General features: G+C 63.0%; 15 protein-coding genes. 13 read left to right on the forward strand and 2 right to left on the reverse strand.

Annotated features, from left to right (window positions below; genetic code table 11):
• Positions 1 to 154 precede the first annotated feature (154 nt).
• Complete coding sequence (gene hsaA, locus BJD99_RS14185; protein WP_084347647.1) at positions 155 to 1321, forward strand: 3-hydroxy-9,10-secoandrosta-1,3,5(10)-triene-9,17-dione monooxygenase oxygenase subunit; 1167 nt, start codon at positions 155 to 157, stop codon at positions 1319 to 1321.
• Here hsaA and BJD99_RS14190 read toward each other — a convergent pair whose 3' ends face one another.
• Complete coding sequence (locus BJD99_RS14190) at positions 1322 to 2848, reverse strand: FAD-dependent oxidoreductase (RefSeq protein ID WP_084348052.1); 1527 nt, start codon at positions 2846 to 2848, stop codon at positions 1322 to 1324.
• 239 nt (positions 2849 to 3087) lie between these two features.
• Here BJD99_RS14190 and BJD99_RS14195 point away from each other — a divergent pair, with 239 nt between their 5' ends.
• The 5 genes from BJD99_RS14195 (at position 3088) to BJD99_RS14215 (ending at position 8770) form a co-directional block, all read left to right on the forward strand.
• Positions 3088 to 3699 carry a TetR family transcriptional regulator gene (locus tag BJD99_RS14195; RefSeq protein ID WP_084347649.1) on the forward strand — a complete coding sequence of 204 codons (612 nt, stop codon included), beginning with the start codon at positions 3088 to 3090 and terminating at the stop codon, positions 3697 to 3699.
• Between the two features lie 106 nt (positions 3700 to 3805).
• The gene (locus BJD99_RS14200) at positions 3806 to 4981 is read left to right on the forward strand and encodes a steroid 3-ketoacyl-CoA thiolase (protein WP_084348053.1); all 1176 of its coding nucleotides are present in this window, start codon (positions 3806 to 3808) and stop codon (positions 4979 to 4981) included.
• A 36-nt stretch (positions 4982 to 5017) separates the two neighbouring features.
• Positions 5018 to 7210, forward strand: a complete 2193-nt coding sequence (locus BJD99_RS14205) for an acyl-CoA dehydrogenase (RefSeq protein ID WP_084347651.1) — start codon at positions 5018 to 5020, stop codon at positions 7208 to 7210.
• Positions 7211 to 7250: 40 nt separating this feature from the next.
• Positions 7251 to 8123 carry a MaoC/PaaZ C-terminal domain-containing protein gene (locus BJD99_RS14210; RefSeq protein WP_084347653.1) on the forward strand — a complete coding sequence of 291 codons (873 nt, stop codon included), beginning with the start codon at positions 7251 to 7253 and terminating at the stop codon, positions 8121 to 8123.
• Positions 8120 to 8770, forward strand: coding sequence for a PaaI family thioesterase (locus BJD99_RS14215; RefSeq protein ID WP_084347655.1), 651 nt, complete (start codon positions 8120 to 8122; stop codon positions 8768 to 8770). The genes BJD99_RS14210 and BJD99_RS14215 overlap by 4 nt, the downstream gene beginning before the upstream one ends.
• 77 nt (positions 8771 to 8847) lie before the next feature.
• Here BJD99_RS14215 and BJD99_RS14220 read toward each other — a convergent pair whose 3' ends face one another.
• A complete protein-coding gene (locus BJD99_RS14220; protein WP_084347657.1) occupies positions 8848 to 10509 on the reverse strand; it encodes a class I adenylate-forming enzyme family protein in 1662 nt (553 codons plus the stop codon).
• Positions 10510 to 10778: 269 nt separating this feature from the next.
• Here BJD99_RS14220 and BJD99_RS14225 point away from each other — a divergent pair, with 269 nt between their 5' ends.
• Genes BJD99_RS14225 through BJD99_RS14255 form a run of 7 tightly spaced genes read left to right on the forward strand, consistent with a single transcriptional unit; the run spans position 10779 to position 18165 of the window.
• On the forward strand, positions 10779 to 12491 hold the full coding sequence (locus tag BJD99_RS14225; RefSeq protein ID WP_084347659.1) for an AMP-binding protein: 1713 nt from the start codon (positions 10779 to 10781) through the stop codon (positions 12489 to 12491).
• Between the two features lie 54 nt (positions 12492 to 12545).
• Positions 12546 to 13712 (forward strand): acyl-CoA dehydrogenase family protein, encoded by a 1167-nt coding sequence (locus tag BJD99_RS14230; protein WP_084347661.1) that lies wholly within the window; start codon positions 12546 to 12548, stop codon positions 13710 to 13712.
• Positions 13709 to 14617, forward strand: a complete 909-nt coding sequence (locus BJD99_RS14235; protein ID WP_084347663.1) for a Zn-ribbon domain-containing OB-fold protein — start codon at positions 13709 to 13711, stop codon at positions 14615 to 14617. Before BJD99_RS14230 ends, BJD99_RS14235 begins: the two co-directional genes overlap by 4 nt.
• Complete coding sequence (locus BJD99_RS14240; protein WP_084347665.1) at positions 14617 to 15729, forward strand: acyl-CoA dehydrogenase family protein; 1113 nt, start codon at positions 14617 to 14619, stop codon at positions 15727 to 15729. The genes BJD99_RS14235 and BJD99_RS14240 overlap by 1 nt, the downstream gene beginning before the upstream one ends.
• Positions 15726 to 16160, forward strand: coding sequence for a MaoC family dehydratase (locus BJD99_RS14245; RefSeq protein WP_084347667.1), 435 nt, complete (start codon positions 15726 to 15728; stop codon positions 16158 to 16160). The genes BJD99_RS14240 and BJD99_RS14245 overlap by 4 nt, the downstream gene beginning before the upstream one ends.
• Entirely contained in the window at positions 16157 to 17335 is a 1179-nt protein-coding gene (locus tag BJD99_RS14250; RefSeq protein ID WP_084347669.1) for a lipid-transfer protein, read from the forward strand. The genes BJD99_RS14245 and BJD99_RS14250 overlap by 4 nt, the downstream gene beginning before the upstream one ends.
• Positions 17332 to 18165, forward strand: coding sequence for a MaoC/PaaZ C-terminal domain-containing protein (locus tag BJD99_RS14255; RefSeq protein ID WP_084347671.1), 834 nt, complete (start codon positions 17332 to 17334; stop codon positions 18163 to 18165). Before BJD99_RS14250 ends, BJD99_RS14255 begins: the two co-directional genes overlap by 4 nt.
• The last annotated feature ends 1 nt before the right edge of the window (position 18166 follow it).

Raw genomic sequence — 18166 nt, forward strand, 5'->3', positions numbered from 1 at the left:
GGTCGTTGCCGTGTTTGTAGCAACGCTAGGTGACCTCCGACACCGAAGTCGGTGAGTTCTCACTGGACGGGACTCGGACTTTTCAGGAGGAATTCGTGGTCTCGATCAGCGACCCATTCGCTCGATGGCAGCGGAACCGGATTATCGTTCGAGTATGACTACCGACGTCCTGGGTGCTGTCCGCGATCTACTGCCGATGATTGCCGAAGCGGCAGCCAAGGTCGACGAAACCGGACGTGTGTCGGACCAGATGATCCACGAGCTGGGTACGACCGGGGTCTTCCGGTTGCTTCAACCCAAGCGCTACGGCGGTACCGAATCCGATCCGGCCCGATTCTTCGACGCGGTTCGAATGATCTCGGGCTCCTGTGGTTCCACCGGTTGGGTGACTTCCGTACTGGGGGTCCACCCGTGGCATCTCGCGCTCTTCGACGATCGAGCGCAGAGCGATGTGTGGGAACGTGACAACGACACACTCGTATCTTCCGCATATGCACCGGTCGGGCGGCTGCGCCCTGTCGAAGGCGGGTACCGCCTCAGCGGGGAATGGCATTTTTCCTCCGGGTGTGACCACACGGCGTGGGCGCTGCTGGGTGCGATCGTGGTCGGCGAGGAAGGGCGCCCCCTGGACTTCCTCACCGTCCTGGTTCCGCGCTCGGACTACCGCATCCGGGATGTATGGGACGTGATGGGAATGCGAGGCACCGCCAGCAACGAGATCGGTATCGTCGATTGCTTCGTCCCCGAGTACCGCACCAAGAGCAACTACGAAACTGCGCAACTTCGGGGTCCGGGCCAGAAAGTGAACCGGGGGCCGCTGTACCGGCTTCCGTTCGCCACGATCTTCACCACTGCGGTCGCGTCACCCGGAGTCGGAATCGTGGCAGGGTGCTACGAACGCTATCTGGCCAACATGCGCGAACGAGTGCGTCTGAGCCTGGGTGGCGGGAGGTTCGTGCACGATCAGTTCGCCCAGGTCGCCATTGCGCGCGCATCCTCGGAGATCGATGCCGCGATTCTGCAGTTGGAGCGCAACGTTCGCGAACTGTGGGAATTGGCGCTCGAAGGCGAAGAACTACCGATGTCGATGCGTCTGCGTGCGCGACGTGATCAAGTGCGAGCGACCGAGCGTGCGGTGGAGGCGATGGACCTGTTGTTCAAGTCGGCAGGGGGCCACTCGTTGTACCGGGGGAATGTGATCGAACGGGCGTGGCGCGATGTCCATGCCGGAAGTGTCCACGTGGCCAACGAGGCCGAACGCGCCTTGGCGTTGTTCGGCCAAGGCGCGTTCGGCCTCCCGGTAGAGGACAATCTAGTCTGATCAGGACAGCATGGCGCGAACTGCTCGGTAGGCGAAAACCATTGCGGTGCCGAGCGGCACGCCCGGGCCTGGATACTTCGCGCCACTGAGCGAGGCGCTGGTGTTTCCGGCCGCGTAGAGGCCCGCGATCGGGGTGTCGTTCTCACGCAGTACCCGAGCATCGACGTCGGTGCGCACTCCGCTCTTGGTTCCCAGGTCGCTCAACACAATGCGTGCGGCGACGTACGGCCCCTTCTTCAGTGGCGTCAAGGCAGCATTCGGCAGTTCGGGAACGGGCCGGCAGAAGAACTTGTCGTAGGGGTCCTCGCCGCGATGGAACTGCTCGTCGATACCGGTGCTCGCGTATTCGTTGAACTGCTCGACGGTGTTGCGAAGAACCTCGGGGGCAACCTCGAGCAGTGCTGCCAGTTCTTCGATCGTGTCGGCCATGACCCATGTACCGGCCGCGAGATGAGCGTCCGCGGCCACCGACGGAATCGAAATGGTCGGAATGACCGGTCCGCTGTCGGCCGCCTCGAATACGAGGTACGACCGCTCGCTACCGTGCTCGATCATCGCGCGACCGAACTGGTCGTACGGAAGCGACTCGTTGAGGTAGCGCTTGCCGGCGTCGTCGACGAGCAGTCCGCCGCGGACACCGACCATGAATGCCGCTGACCCATCCGGCAAGGCGACGCCGGGGCAATACCACGCTTGCCCGGCCAATGTGGTGTCTGCACCGATCCGGACCGCAGCCTGGATTGCATCGCCGGTATTCGAGCCTTGCGGTGCCATGCTCCACTTTGCTAGGCCCGGCATCGACTCTGCATCTCGCAGTGGCTGATCCTTTTCGATACCGCCTGCGGCGAGCAGGACGCCGCGACGCGCGAGGATGCGCAGTGTCTTCCCATCGGGTCCGGTCGCCATGGCGCCGACTACTGCGTCGTTCTCGACGATCAGCTCCGTCAACGCCGTCTCGGTCAGCACCCGAGAGTTACCCGTGCTTTCCAGAGCCAACAACAGGCGAGAGATCAGTGAACGTCCACCGCCGAGCTTGCCCTCGGGGTGCGGCGCTCCGTCACGATCTGCATCGAGTTCGGGGCGGACGCGCTCGAGCAGATCGCCGACGGCAGAGGGCTCGATGTCGAGGGCATTGATCGCTCGTCCGGAATCCATTCGGCCGGGCGCGCGGAAGTAGTCCGGGAACGGACGCCATTCGAATTCGATGTTCGGGTTCTTCTCGAGTAGATCGACGACGGCGGGTGCCGTCGAGACGAATGCCTCTTGCCGTTCGACCTCGTAATCACCGACGACGGCTCGAAGGTATTCCCGTGCCTTCGCCGTCGAATCTCCGATGTTCGCGCGGTCCTGGACAGCGGTGCCGGGTAGCCATACGGCTCCGCCGGAGTAGGCGGACGTGCCACCGAGTAGTGGTGTCTTTTCGAGGACCAGCGTGTCCTGACCGGCTTCTGCGGCACAATATGCGCCGGTCAGAGCGCCGCCGCCCGAACCGATGACCAGGACATCGCACTCGATCGACTCGTGCATGGTGGTGTTCTCCGTTTCGAAGTGCCCGCGGTGATGATGCGTGTACTTCGACATGCGGGCGGGTCGAGTACACGAAGATGCGGTGAACCACGCAACAGTACTTTCATTGGTTGCGTACCCCGGGTCTCACTGAGCGGGCAAAAGTCGAAGAATCCGAAGCGAGATGTCAAGATCGAACGACGAACGAACCTACCGTTGCGTAGGCCCAGCGTGAGAAGTCTCGGGAGGGATGAACGAGAGTGCCGAGAATTGCCGAAGTTCGCGATGCCGCAGAGCCGAGTTCGGTCGAGCAGCACGCTCGGCACGTCCGCATAATCCAGGCAGCGGCAGCACTCGGTGCCGAGAAGGAACTCGCACGCGTCCAGATGCACGACGTAGCCAAGGCTGCGGGCGTTGCTATCGGGACGCTGTACCGGTACTTCCCGTCGAAAACTCATCTTTTCGTCGCGGTGATGGTCGATCAGATCGACCGTATGGGCTCGGGCTTCGCGAAAGGATCATCTGCCGCAGCGCGGCCCAGTGACGCGGTGTACGACGTACTGGTGCGCGCCACGCGTGGGTTGCTGCGCCGGCCGCTGCTGTCGACGGCCATGATTCAATCCACGACGGCTTCCAACGTCGCGGCCGTGCCCGATGCGGCGAAGGTCGATCTGGCGTTCCGCCAGCTCCTGCTCGAGGCGGCCGGAATCGAAACGCCCACCGAATCGGATCTGACGGCCCTTCGATTGGTCGTGCAACTTTGGTTCGGGGTCATTCAGTCCTGCCTGAACGGGCGGGTGTCGATTCTCGACGCGGAGCACGACATTCGCCGAGGATGCGATCTGCTTCTCGTCGATCTGTCGCCTCGCTGAACAGTGGACCCGCAGTGCTCGAATGCAGTGCATTATCGTAAAAAGTAGAATACATTTCAGAAATTCGACGTCGCTTCGCGCGGCGGTAATGTCTCGAGGAGTCGACATGCTTGCTCAGAACACCCCGGTAATCGTCGAGGCGGCCAGAACACCTATCGGACGTCGGCGAGGGGCCCTGTCGGGCGTGCATCCCGCCACGCTCCTCGGCGTCGCGCAGCGCGCAGTTCTCGACCGATCCTCCGTCTCGGCAGCGAGCGTGGGTCAGGTCGTCGGCGGTTGCGTCACCCAAGCGGGCGAACAGTCGAACAACGTGACTCGGCAGGCATGGCTGCACGCCGGACTGCCCTACGGCACCGCGTCGACGACCATCGACTGTGCCTGTGGATCATCCCAACAGGCCGTACACATGGTCGCCGGTCTCATTGCATCCGGCCAGATCGATGCCGGTATCGGATGCGGTGTCGAGGTGATGAGCCGGGTCTTCCTCGGTCAAGCCGCGACCCCGGAAACCGGAAACCCGTACCCGCCGGACTGGACCATCGACATGGGTGACCAGTTCACCTCGGCACAACGCATCGCCGATCTTCGCGGAATCACGCGGGAAGACGCCGACGCGTTGGGCCTGCTCTCGCAACAGCGGGCCGGCCGGGCGTGGGCGGAGGGGGTCTTCGACCGCGAAATCGTCCCGGTCGACGTTCCAGTACTGGGCGAAGATGGCGCCCCCACCGGCGAGAGTGTGCGCGTGGAACGCGATGGGGGACTACGTGAGACGAGCTCGGCCGCCCTCGCTGGACTTGCGCCCGTGATGCCGAATCAGATTCATACCGCCGGCAACTCTTCGCAGATCAGTGACGGCGCGGCAGCAGTGCTGCTGATGAGCGAGGCACGGGCGCACGAGCTCGGAGTCCGCCCGCGTGCACGGATCCTCGCCTCGGCAATGATCGGCTCGGATCCTTACTATCACCTCGATGGTCCGATCGAGTCCACCGCGCTCGTGCTCGAACGCGCCAAGATGTCGCTTGCCGACATCGATCTGGTGGAAATCAACGAGGCCTTCGCTTCGGTGGTGTTGTCCTGGGCCCAGGTTCACGGCGCCGATATGTCGAAGGTGAACGTGAACGGCGGCGCTATTGCGCTGGGGCACGCAGTCGGTTCGACCGGAGCTCGGTTGATCACCTCGGCGTTGCACGAGCTCGAACGTTCCGACAAGTCCACCGCGCTGGTGACGATGTGTGCCGGTGGTGCACAGTCGACAGCGACGATCATCGAACGCATCCGGTAAGAGCGCACCCGACCGACGAGAGAGCCGAGACCTTTCATGACAATGGCATTGACCGAACAAGGGCGGGACCTCACCGATGCGGTTCGCGCATGGGCAGCCCGTACCGTCACCTCCGACGTCCTGCGCAGTGCGGTGGATGCCGAGACCGAGGAGCGCCCCGCTTTCTGGAGCTCGCTGGCCGCGCTCGGCGTGCTGGGTCTGCATCTGAAGGAAGAAGATGGCGGCGCCGGCTGCGGATTGAGCGAAACTGCCGTGGTGGCAGAGGAACTCGGTAGAGCCTTGGTTCCGGGGCCGTTCCTCTCGACTGTCCTTCTCAGTGCGGTACTCGACGAAGCAGGTCGCAGCGAGGAGCTCGCAGCCCTGGCCGACGGCTCGACGATCGGCGCCATATCGCTGCACCCCGGTTCGTTGCGCGTGACTTCCGAGGCGAACCAGTCGGTACTCGACGGTGCATCTGATTTCGTCGTCAGTGGCCAGATCGGTGATCTCTTCCTGCTGGCCGCGCTCGATGCCGAGAACCACACTGTATTCGTCGTCGTCCCACGGGAGCGCCTCGAGATCACTGCCGTGGAGAGCTATGATCTCGTGCGACGCAACGCAACTGCGACTGCACGCAGTATCTCCCTCGCACCCGGCGACGTCCTCTCGATCGATGCCCAACGCGTAGTGGATCTGGCGGCAATACTGTTCTCCGCCGAGGCGTCGGGTGTCGCGGACTGGGCGGTGCGCACTGCAGGTGACTACGCGCGAACGCGCAAGCAGTTCGGGCGCATCATCGGTCAATTTCAAGGCGTCAAGCACCGCATCGCGCGCATGCTCATCCGCAGCGAGCAAGCACGCGTGTGCGCATGGGACGCCGCCCGTGCAGCGGACGCAGGTGAGCCTCCCGCGGAGGTGTCCCTGGCTGCTGCGGTAGCTGGAGCCACCGCACTCGATGCTGCATTCTCGTTGACCAAGGACTGCATCCAGATCCTCGGCGGCATCGGATACACCTGGGAACACGACGCGCACCTCTATCTTCGGCGGGCGCAGACCTTGCTGCTCATGCTCGGCTCGACCGCGTCATGGCGTTCTCGGGTGACCGCTGCGACGCTCGCCGGGACCCGGCGTTCACTCGAAGTAGAGCTTCCACCCGAAGCCGAGCAGGTTCGCGCGAAGGTGCGATCCGAGCTTACTGCGATTGCCGATTCGAACGATGCCGATCGCATCCGCTTGTTGGCCGAAAAAGGCTATACAGCACCACATTTGCCGGCACCGTGGGGTCGAGGGGCAGACGCCGTCGAACAACTGGTGATCGCCGAGGAATTGGCCTCGTTCTCTCTCGTTCCATACGACATGATCATCGGTAACTGGGTAGTGCCCACGCTCATCGAGCACGGCAACCCCGAGCAGGTCGAGCAGTTCGTCCCGGCCAGCCTGCGCGGAGACATTCGTTGGTGTCAGCTGTTCTCCGAACCCGGTGCAGGCTCCGACCTCGCCGGATTGAGTACCAAGGCGACCAAGGTGGACGGCGGTTGGCGATTGCAGGGCCAGAAAGTCTGGACGTCCATGGCGCGTGAAGCGCACTGGGGGATCTGTCTCGCTCGCACCGACGCATCGGTGGCCAAGCACAAAGGTTTGTCCTACTTCCTCGTCGACATGCGCAACAGTCCCGGGCTCGACATCCGGCCTCTCCGAGAGATCACCGGCGAATCGTTGTTCAACGAGGTCTTCTTCGACGACGTGTTCGTTCCGGACGAAATGTTGGTGGGGGAGAGCGGCGCCGGATGGAAATTGGCTCGAACGACACTCGCCAACGAACGAGTCTCGTTGTCGAACGATTCATCTCTCGGCTCGGGCGGTGAGGCGTTGTTGAGTCTCGCCGCCGAATTGCCCAGCGGCCTCGACGCCCAGCAATCGGCAGTTCTCGGTGAAGTTCTGTGCGACGCCCAGTCCGGGGGATTGCTCGCACTGCGCACCACGCTACGCACACTTAGCGGCGCCCAGCCCGGAGCGGAATCCTCGGTCGCTAAAGTTATCGGCGTGGAACACCTTCAACAGGTGTGGGAAGTGGCGATGGAGTGGGCCGGGCCGTCGTCTCTGGTCGGTGAGCAGCCCCGAAGCTCTGCGCAACACATGTTCTTGAACGCTCAGTGCATGTCGATAGCCGGCGGCACCACCAACGTTCAGCTCAACATCATCGGCGAACGGTTGTTGGGCCTTCCGCGGGATCCCGAGCCGGGTAAGTGACCATCCGACAACCACACTCGAAAGATCGAAGGAATCCCCAATGGCAATAGACCTCGCTACCGCGCTGGCCGCCGAGCCGACAGTGCGCGAGATCTCGTGGACCGACCGAGATGTGATCCTTTATCACCTCGGTGTCGGTGCGGGAGAGAACCCACTGGACCCTGCCGAGCTCGGCTGGGTGTACGAGAAAAACCTACGTGTGCTGCCGACCTTCGCGCTGGTTGCTGGAGGTGGTATTTCAGCGGGTGTCTCCAAGAGCGCAGGTCTGCAGATGCCGGGCGTCGAAGTGGATCTGCGCAAGCTCCTGCACAGTGGCCAATCGCTGACTGCACATGCACCGATACCGTCGACCGGCAGCGCCCGCATCACGACGCGTGTGGCGAACATCTGGGACAAGGGCAAGGCAGCAGTGATCGAACTCGAACATGCTGCAACCGATGATGACGGCCGTGCACTGTTCACGACGGTGATGCAAATTTGGGCTCGTGGCGAGGGCGGCTTCGGTGGCGAGGCCGGGCCGGACACCACTGACACCGTGCCGGATCGGAAACCGGATCACCTTCTGCAATCTTCGACCCGTCCCGATCAAGCGGCGCTCTATCGCCTCAGTGGTGACCTCAATCCACTGCACATAGACCCGAGCATCGCCGCGGCGGTGGGATTCGATCGGCCCATCTTGCATGGACTCGCGTCCTACGGGATCGTCTGCAGGACAGTGACCGAGCGTCTGTTGGACTCCGACCCGAGCCGAGTCAGCGATTTCTCGGTCCGTTTCGCCGGGCCCACCTATCCGGGTGAACCACTCGAAACCTCTGTCTGGGAAGAAGACGGACTCTTGATTCTCCGCACGAGTTCTCCCGAGCGCGACGGACAAGCCATCCTGACCCACGCATCCATGAAAGTAGTTTCATGATCCCCGGTACGCACCCCACGTATGAAACCAGCCCCTCGGGGACGGTGCTGACCTCGGTCAGCAACGATTCCTCAGTCGATCGAGCCACCCAAGCGGCACGCCGAGTGATCGATGCTCTGCTGCGGACCGATCGTGGCAACGCCAACCTCGAGCGGGTGACAGAGGAGCTGATCAGTGTCGCCCAGCACCTGGAGAGTCATGCGCCCGCGGTGGAAGAGCGATTGATCGACATGTGGAACGGCGAGGGTGTGACACGGCACGACCCGGTGACCGGTCTCGAGAATGCGATCGCCCCTCCTCTCGTGCTGGAAGGCAAGTCCGACGGCTCCGTCGAAGGCACTGTCGTCTTGACGCTCGCCTACCAGGGTCCCCCGGGACACGTGCACGGAGGAGTGTCTGCACTGCTGCTCGATCACACGCTGGGAGTCGCCAATGCGTGGGCCGGAAAGGCCGGCATGACGGCGCAATTGAATCTTCGCTACCACTCCCCGACACCGTTGTTCGAGCCGCTGACTGTCACTGCCAAGCTCGATTCCGTCGATGGCCGCAAGATCAACACGGTCGGCTACATCAGGACCGCAGACGGTCGGGTATGCGTATCCGTCGAGGCCTTGTTCATCGACAAAACGGTGCCACGTCCACGCTGACCCGAGTGGGCAAGCTGGAAAACGAACGGCGTCGCACAGGGTTTTCACCCGGTGCGACGCCGTTGTCGTGACTGCTCTTACACGCTGATGTCGCGCCGCGAGAGCTTCCCGGTTGCGTTGCGGGGCAAGCTGTCTCCGGTGATACGCCAGCGGGTGGGTACCTTGAAGTAAGACAACCGCTCCGCCGTCCACTCGCGCAGTTCGCTTTCCTCGAGCACAGCGCCTGGTCGAAGAACCACCACCGCAGACACCTCTTGGCCGAGGTCGGTGTGCGGTGTTCCGATGACCGCGCATTCGAGTACGTCAGGGTGTTCGTCGAGGCACTGCTCGATCTCGACGGGATAGACGTTCTCTCCACCACGAAGGATCAGGTCCGACCGCCTGCCGGTCAGTCGAAGTCTGCCGTCCTCGATCAACCCGTAGTCTCCGGTACGCAACCATCGTCCGGGTGAGATCGCGGCGTCGGTTGCCGCTTGGTCTTCCCAGTATCCGAGCATCACGAAGGGACTACGTACACATATCTCGCCCTCGGTGCCGTCGGGAAGCCATTCTCCGAAGGGATCACGGATCTCGAGGCTGACGGTGATGATGGGACGGCCCAGGGTTCCGGGATGGCGCTCGAGGTCCGGCCCGGCAGCGACAGCGATGGCAGTGCTGCACTCGGTCAGGCCGTAGCTGTCCACCAGTGAGTTCTTGGCGAACGGAACCTCTTGGCGCAGGCGTTCTTTGAACGCGATCGACGAAGGTGCGGAGGCAAGTGCGAACGAGGTCAGCGAGCTCAGATCGAAGCGATCGAGATTGCCGTGTTCGACGAGACGGGCAGCCATGGTGGGGACCGCGCCCCAGTCCGTCACTCGCTCACGTTCGACGAGGCCGAGGATGGTGTCGACGTCGAAGGCGCCTTCGTTCATGACGACCGCGCTGCCGGTTGCGAGGCGGGGGATCACGAGATTGTGAAGGCTGGCGATGTGGAACAAAGGCGAGGTGAGTAGGTACTTCTTCTCGCTCGGGAGCGACGGATCGAACTCGACACCTTTGAATGCGGCGACGATGGCGTCGCTGAATCGGTGGTAATCGACCACCGCGAGGATATTTCGCTGTGAGTGCAGGGCGCCCTTGGGCTTGCCGCTCGTGCCGCTCGTATAGAGGATGGCTGCGGGATCGTCTTCGTCGACAGCGGTGACCGGGAGCGTGGCGCCGCGGTACTGCTCGATGATCTTCGGTAGGTCATCGAGCATCGTCAGGACCGGGGTGTCGAGCTTCATCTCGGCCAGCGTCGCGGCGCGTTTGGCGTCGGCGATGATCACGCTGGGCCTGCTGTGCTTCACGCCGTATTCGATCTCGCGGGGAACCCACCAGCTGTTCAAGGCGACAGTGATGGCGCCGAGCGACTGCGTGGCCCAGAACGCAATGACCCATTCCATCGAGTTCGCGCCGAGAATCGCTACGCGGTCTCCCTTGCTCACCCCGTAGTCATCGCGCAGTGCGGTCGCCAATGCCGCGACGGCGGTGGCGTGTTCGGCGTAGGACAGTCTGCGGTCCGCAGTGATGAGGTAGTCCCTCTCACCCCACTTCGCCGACGCCGCCAGCAGTTCGCCCACTCCCCGCGTCCGGTTCTTCATCACGGGCATGCGAGTCCCCAGTACCGATTCCTCGGCCAGTTCGAATCTCCCGCCGGGTCCGGTGAGCCGGGTGATCACCTGGTCCAGGTAGAACTGCGGATCTGTAGAAGCGGTCATCGAAAGGGCCTTTCGTCCTCGGGCAGGTGTACCGCCACAAGATGGCATGTAAGCACGCAGTGGCAGACGGTCGTTGCCACTGAGCGAGACTCCCCCCCGGGCAGTCACCATCGGCAGATACGTTACGGGAGTAATCGGACTTGGAGGACAGTTATGACCATAGATCTCGACTTGCCCACCGCGCAGGTCGGTCGTTCGGCGCAGGCCACATTCGGGCCGATCACGCTGCGTAACCGCATCATCGAAACAACGACGACAGAGATGTGCGCATGACCCAGGACTTGGCCTCCGAGAAGAAGACCACCGTGCAGGACGACAAGGGGCATCGCGGGACCATCGCGGAGATGCTTCTCGATCGACTGGGCGATCACCACGACGGACTACGGACCCGCGAGCAGGACTGGACGTGGCACGAGGTAGTCCTCGAGAGTGCAGCGCGCGGTGCGCTTGCCGAGTCGATGCGCGTCGACGGGCCGTTCCACATCGGTGTCCTGCTCGAGAACACTCCTGAATTCGTGTTCTGGCTCGGTGGCGCGGCGCTGGTCGGTGGAACGATCGTCGGGATCAATCCGACAAAGCGGGGCGGCGAACTCGAAGCCGAGATTCGCTACGTCGATTGCCAGTTGATCGTCACCGACACTGCCGGTATGACCATGCTCTCCAGCCTGGATCTGGGCCTGACGCCGGACCGGTTCGTCCTTGTCGACGAGCCCGAATACCTGGACAGGTGCGCCGGTTTCATGCAGGAGGCGCCGGTAGCAGCACCGTCGGTCGATAGTTCGAGCCTGATGTTGTTGCTGTTCACCTCCGGGACGACGGGTGCGTCCAAAGCGGTCCGCTGCAGTCAAGGACGGCTTGCCAGGCTCGCCTACACCAACTCGGCCAAGTACGGACATTCGCGGGACGACGTCGACTACTGCTGCATGCCGTTGTTCCACGGCAATGCACTGATGGCGCTGTGGGCCCCGGCTCTCGCCAACGGTGCCGTCGTGTGCTTGACCCCCAAGTTCTCCGCGTCGGGATTTCTGCCCGATGTGCGATTCTTCGGCGCAACCTTCTTTACGTATGTCGGGAAGGCTCTCGCCTACTTGATGGCGACACCGGAATCCGAGGACGACCACGTCAACACGCTGGTGCGAGGATTCGGTACCGAGGCGTCCCCGGAGGACAAGGTGGAATTCGTTCGGCGATTCGGTGCCGAACTGTTCGAGGGGTACGGATCGAGTGAAGGCGCCGGTTCGGTAACGCTGGATCCGAATGCACCGGCAGGCGCGCTCGGTCGTCCCGCTCACAAGAACATCGCGATCGTGGACCCCGAGACGCGTGAGAAGAAAGGGCTCGCCCGGTGCGACGAGTACGGGCGGGTTCTCAACCCGGACGAGTCCATCGGTGAGATGGTCGATATGGCCGGCGCGTCGGCCTTCGAGGGCTACTACAAGAACGAGAGCGCGATCGCGGACCGGCTGCGGCACGGTTGGTACTGGACGGGCGACCTCGGCTACATAGACGAGGACGGCTTCATCTACTTCGCCGGACGCAAGGGCGACTGGATTCGGGTCGACGGTGAGAACACCTCGGCGCTGATGGTCGAGCGCATCTGCCGGCGGTACCCGTCCGTCATAGCGACCGGTGTCTACTCGGTGCCCGACCCTCGTTCGGGTGATCAGGTGATGGCTGCGCTGGAGGTGCCCGACGTCGACGCTTTCGACGCCGCGGCCTTCGCATCCTTCCTCACCGCGCAGGACGATCTGGGAACCAAGTCGGCGCCGCGCTTTCTTCGAGTCTCGGCGAACCTGCCCGTGACAGGTTCCAACAAAATCGTCAAAAACAAGCTGCAGCAGCAGAATTGGCGCTGCGAAGACCTGATCTTCCGGTGGGAGGGTCGAGGGGCTCCTCAGTACCGGTTGATGACCGAAGAAGACAAAGATCTGTTGGAAAAGGAATTCGACACCTATGGGCGTCGACGGTTCCTGTCCGCCTGAGTCGATCCACCCATTTGGTAGTGACAGCCGGAGTCAGGCACGAGGAGTATTGAGATGGATCTCAAGGAAACACCAGAACAGAGCGCTCTCCGGCAGGAGTTACGCACATATTTTGCGGAGCTGCTGCCACCGGAGAAGCGACGCGTCGCCGGAGAGCAAGGGGTCGGCGGTGAGCACTTTCGGGAGATAGTGCGGTTGCTCGGCAAAGACGGATGGCTCGGAATCGGCTGGCCCGTGGAGTTCGGCGGCCAGGGACGTTCTGCCGAGGATCAGTTCGTATTCTTCGACGAGGTTCAGCGGGCCGGATTGCCGTTCCCGTTCGTCACGGTCAACACCGTCGGTCCGACGCTGATGAAATTCGGTACCGAAGAGCAGAAAGAACGCTTTCTGCCCGGCATTCTGGCCGGCGAGATCGTCTTCGCCATCGGCTACACCGAGCCCGAGGCAGGCACGGATCTCGCGTCGCTGCGGACGAAGGCAGTCCGGGACGGTGAGGACTGGGTTGTCAACGGCAACAAGATCTTCACCAGTGGCGCCAACACGGCCGACTACGTGTGGCTCGCAGCCCGCACGGACCCGGAAGCTCCGAAGCATCGCGGAATTTCGATTCTCATCGTGCCCACCGACGACGAGGGCTTCAGCTGGTCGCCCATCAACACCGTCGGTGGATTGATGGTCACCTCGACGTACTACAGCGATATTCGCATCACGGACGCCGAAGTGGTGGGCGAGATCAACGGAGGCTGGCAGCTCATCACCGCGCAGCTCAACCACGAACGGATCGGCCTCGCTGCGCTCGGCGGCCGAACACTCGGTCTCTGGCGTCAGGTATTCGACTGGGCTCGAGACAACGGTGCACTCGAAATTCCTTGGGTACGAATCGAATTCGCCCGTACCCACGCCAAGCTCGAGGCGATGCGGCTGATGAACTGGAAGATGGCCGCTGCCGTCGCACAGGACACGTTGTCCGGAGCGGACGCGGGCGCCATCAAGACCTACGGCACGGAAACGCACATCGAGGTCTATCGCGCACTGCAGGGCATCCTCGGTGCCGTGGGGCGTCTTCGGCCCGGTTCTCCCGGTGCAGTTCTCGGCGGCCAGATCGAACAAATCTCCAGGCAATCCGTCGTGAACACCTTCGGCGGTGGGGTCAACGAAGTCCTGCGCGACATGGTCGGCACGATGGGCCTCGGCCTCGTTCGCGCCAAGAGGAACGCATGATCGAGGTGAGCGCGCGCCTACGCGAATTCGAGGGCGCAGTGTTGGTCCCACCGACACTCGGACCGGACCCGGTGAACGCGCCGATGATCAGACATTGGACGGAGGTCATGGGGGGCGAGGATCCGAAGCATGCCGACGGTTCGGTCGCACCCGCCGCCATGCTCCAGGTGTGGACGATGAAGTCCTACACGGACAAGATGTCCGGAGTCGACCCTTCGCCGACCTGGACCGACCTGATCGCGATCCTCGACGACGCCGGATTCACCTCGGTGGTCGCCACCGATTCTGATATGGAGTTCTTCCGAGAGCTACGTCCAGGTGACCATCTTCAGGTGTCGGAAGTTGTCGAAGCAATTTCCGAGGAGAAGAAGACCGGGCTGGGCGTCGGACATTTCATCACCACGCTCAAGACATATCGCGATACCGACGGCATGGTCGTCGGCACACAGCGGTGGCGTACGTTGCGGTACCGGCCGGCGGAGAAAGCCGTTGCTCGCGCCCTGCGACCTCGTCCGGCGCTGAACGACGACAATGCGTTCTGGTTCGCAGCCGCCCTCGAACACCGCTTGGTGATCCAGCGATGCGCTTCCTGCGGTGTGCTTCGACATCCGACCGGTCCGATGTGTGGACAGTGCCGATCCACCGACTGGGACACCGTGGATGCGTCAGGGCGCGGTCATGTGTACAGCTTCGTCGTCAACCACCATCCACAGATCGATGCCTTCGACTATCCGTTGATCGTCGCTGTCATCGAACTCGAGGAGGGCACTCGCTTGGTCGCCAATATGACCGGCATCGAGCCCGCGGACGTCACCATCGACATGGCCGTCGAGTTGACGTGGATCGACGCCGACTCGGATCTGACTTTGCCTGCCTTCCGGCCTATTTCATCTCAGGAGCACTGATGGATTTCAGTTTCAGCGAAGAGCAGCGAACGATCGGCGAACTTGCCGCCGATGTCTTCGGAGCGCGCGCAAGCACCGACCGAATCGTGGCCGTGGAGGCCTCGGCGGAGCGGTTCGATCGGGAACTGTGGGACGAGCTCGGCCGCACCGGTGTGCTCGGCATCGCGGTCAGTGAAGAATTCGGCGGAAGCGCCCTCGATTTCTCCGCACTCTGCGTCGTGCTCGTCGAACAGGGCCGCCGGGTTGCACCGGTCCCGTTGTGGCCACACCTGGTGAGCGCATTGGTCATCGGCGAATTCGGAACCGAGGATCAGAAGAACGAGTGGCTTCCCGCCGCATCCGATGGTTCGAAGATTCTGACAATCGGGCTGGAAGGCTTCGGGCCTTTCGGTAGCGGTGCACCGTCCATGACTGCCGCAGAGGTCGACGGCGTCTGGCGGGTGACAGGATCGAAGGTTGCAGTCCCGTCGGTACATGTCGCCGCACGAGTTGTGGTCTCTGCCGAGACGTCCTCGGGCCCTGCCCTCTTCCTGTTGGATCCGTCTGCCGACGGTGTGAGCCGCCGGGACAACGAATCCACGACGCACGAACTCTGTGCCGATATCACTGCCGAGGGCGCGCGCGTCGATATTCTCGGTGCAGCCGATGGTAGTGCCGTCGGGAAGATCGAGTCCTACGCCGAAATCGCTTTGGCTGCAGTGCAGTTGGGTGTAGCCGAGAGTGCAGTGAAGCAGGCGGTGGCGTATCTGAACGAGCGAGTTCAGTTCGGCCGACCGCTCGCCACGTTTCAAGCGGTGGGGCATCAGCTCGCGGACTGCTACATCGACATCGAAGCCATGCGTGTCACCCTCTGGCAGGCGGCCTGGCTGCTGTCGGCGGGGGAGGACCCGGGTACGTCGGTGTTGGTCGCCAAGTGGTGGGCCAGCGACGCCGGAGCGCGAGTCGTGCACCGAACGCAGCACGTACACGGTGGGATCGGCGTGGACACCGACTACCCGATTCACCGCTATCTGCTGTGGGGCAAGCAGATCGGCGCCACACTGGGAGGAGCGGCGTCCGACCTAAACAGGCTCGGCGACCTCTTGGCAACCGGGGTCGAGGTCATCGCATGAGCAGCCCCGCGGTGAGTGTGCGAGCCCTGAGTGATTGTGCAGTGGGAGAAGAACTACCGGAATCGATCGTGCCGATCACGCGGGCACTGATCGTCGCAGGTGCGCTTGCGACCCGCGACTTCCAGGACGTTCACCACGACGCCGTACAGGCGGTCGCGCGTGGGTCGAAGGACATCTTCATGAACATATTGACCACCAATGGTCTGGTGGGACAGTTCGTCAGCGCGTGGGCGGGCCCTGCTGCGACCGTGCGAAGAATCAAGGTCCGGCTCGGGGCGCCCAACTATCCTGGAGACGACATGCATTTGAGTGGAACGGTGTCCGGCAAGGACGGCGACACGATCGAGGTGACAGTGCGCGGCCGCAACAGTCTCGGTGAACACGTCAATGGGACTGTGACCGTGGCATATGAATCCCCGGGTGCTCGATGAGTAACCAGTTGTCCGGTGCTGCAGCCATTGTCGGAATCGGTGCCACCGAGTTCTCCAAGAATTCCGGGCGCAGTGAACTTCAGCTCGCTTGCGAGGCCATCGTCGCAGCTTTGGCAGATGCCGGTATCGATCCTTCCGAGGTCGATGGATTGTCCACCTTCACTGCCGAGACCAACGGCGAGGCGATCGTTGCTCGCAATACCGGTCTCGGTGAACTGAAGTTCTTCTCACGCATCGGATACGGCGGCGGGGCCGCATGTGCCACCGTGCAACAGGCAGCGATGGCGGTCGCCACGGGCGTCGCCGACGTCGTCGTCTGCTATCGCGCGTTCAACGAGCGATCCGGTACCCGTTACGGCTTGGGCCAGCACGACCGGCCGATGGACAGTACGGCCGATCGAGCCGCGTACGCGTGGCTGACGCCGCAGGGCTTGTCGACTCCCGCTCAGTGGGTTGCGATGTTCGCCCGTCGTTACATGCACGAATACGGCGCGACCAGTGAAGACTTCGGCCGCGTCGCCGTGGTGGCCCGGGCACATGCCGCGGTCAATCCCGCCGCGTGGTTCTACAACCGCCCCATCACACTCGAAGATCACCAGAATTCTCGATGGATCGCCGAGCCGCTGCACTTGCTGGACTGCTGCCAGGAAACCGACGGGGGGCAAGCATTGGTCATCGTCTCTGCCGAGCGTGCACGGGATCTGAAGCATGCCCCGGCCATCGTCCGAGGTGCTGCGCAGGGATCGGGTCGAGATCAGCACATGATGGCGAGCTACTACCGGCCCGAGATCACCGGCATCCCCGAAATGGGAGTGGTGGCTAAGCAGCTGTACGGCCAGAGTGGGTTGACGCCTGCGGATATTTCCGCCGCAATCCTCTACGACCACTTCACTCCCTTGGTGCTTCCTCAGTTGGAGGAATTGGGCTTCTGTGGGCGAGGAGAGGCGAAGGATTTCATTCGCGAAGGAAATCTCGACATCGGTGGATCCCTGCCCACCAACACGCACGGCGGCCAGCTGGGGGAGGCCTACCTACACGGGGTGAACGGTATCGCCGAAGCCGTGCGGCTACTGCGTGGGACGTCGACCACTCAACCGAACGAAGTGAACAATGTACTGGTCACTGCCGGTACAGCCGTGCCCACCAGTGGGCTGATCCTAGGACGCGAGCAATGAGCCCGACCGAGCAGACCCCCATGACCCCGGATCAGTGGAAAGGCGTGGATCTCGGCACCCGGACGGTGTCCTACGAAGAGAAGGACGCCATCCTCTATGCGCTGGCGGTGGGAGCAGAGGCCGGCGAGTTGGATCTGGTCTTCGAGAAGAACCTTCGTGTTCTGCCCACCTTCGCGTTGACCCTTGCACAATGGGCGCCCGACGAGTTGGGCTCACGTGGCGGCTTCGATACCACCACCGCACTTCACGGATCGCAAAGCATGGAGGTCATCGCCCCGCTACCCACGAGCGGTTCGGTCACCATGCAGGCATCGGTGGGCGAGGTGTGGGACAAGGGCGCGGCGGCCGTCTTCGAGGTAAAGGTCGAATCGCCGTTCTTCGTGGCAACCTGGGCAATCTTCGCGCCGGGATCAGGCGGCTTCGGCGGTGAGCGTGGGCCGGCGAAAACGACCCGACCCGAGCAGAGTCCCTCCTCGACCGATGTGCTCCGCACCAGCGCGAATCAAACTGCGCTGTACCGCCTCACCGGCGATCGCCACCATATCCACATCGACCCCGAGGCGGCCGAGGCCATCGGTCAGCCGCGACCGATCATGCACGGACTCTGCACTCTGGCAGCGAGCACCCTCGCACTGGCCCGCAGGCTCGGTGCTCACCCGGCCGACCTCTCCAGCGTGAGCGGACGTTTCGCGGCCCCGCTGTTCCCGGGCGACTCACCGGACCTGCTCTCGTGGGACGAGACCGACGGCACCGCCTTCGAGTTGGTCCGCGACGGGCAACCGGTCATCGCCGGGGCCCGTGCGCGGTTCCACTCTCACTCGGGAAAATGAG

This window comes from Rhodococcus sp. 1163, from assembly GCF_002091985.1.
GTDB lineage: Bacteria > Actinomycetota > Actinomycetes > Mycobacteriales > Mycobacteriaceae > Rhodococcoides.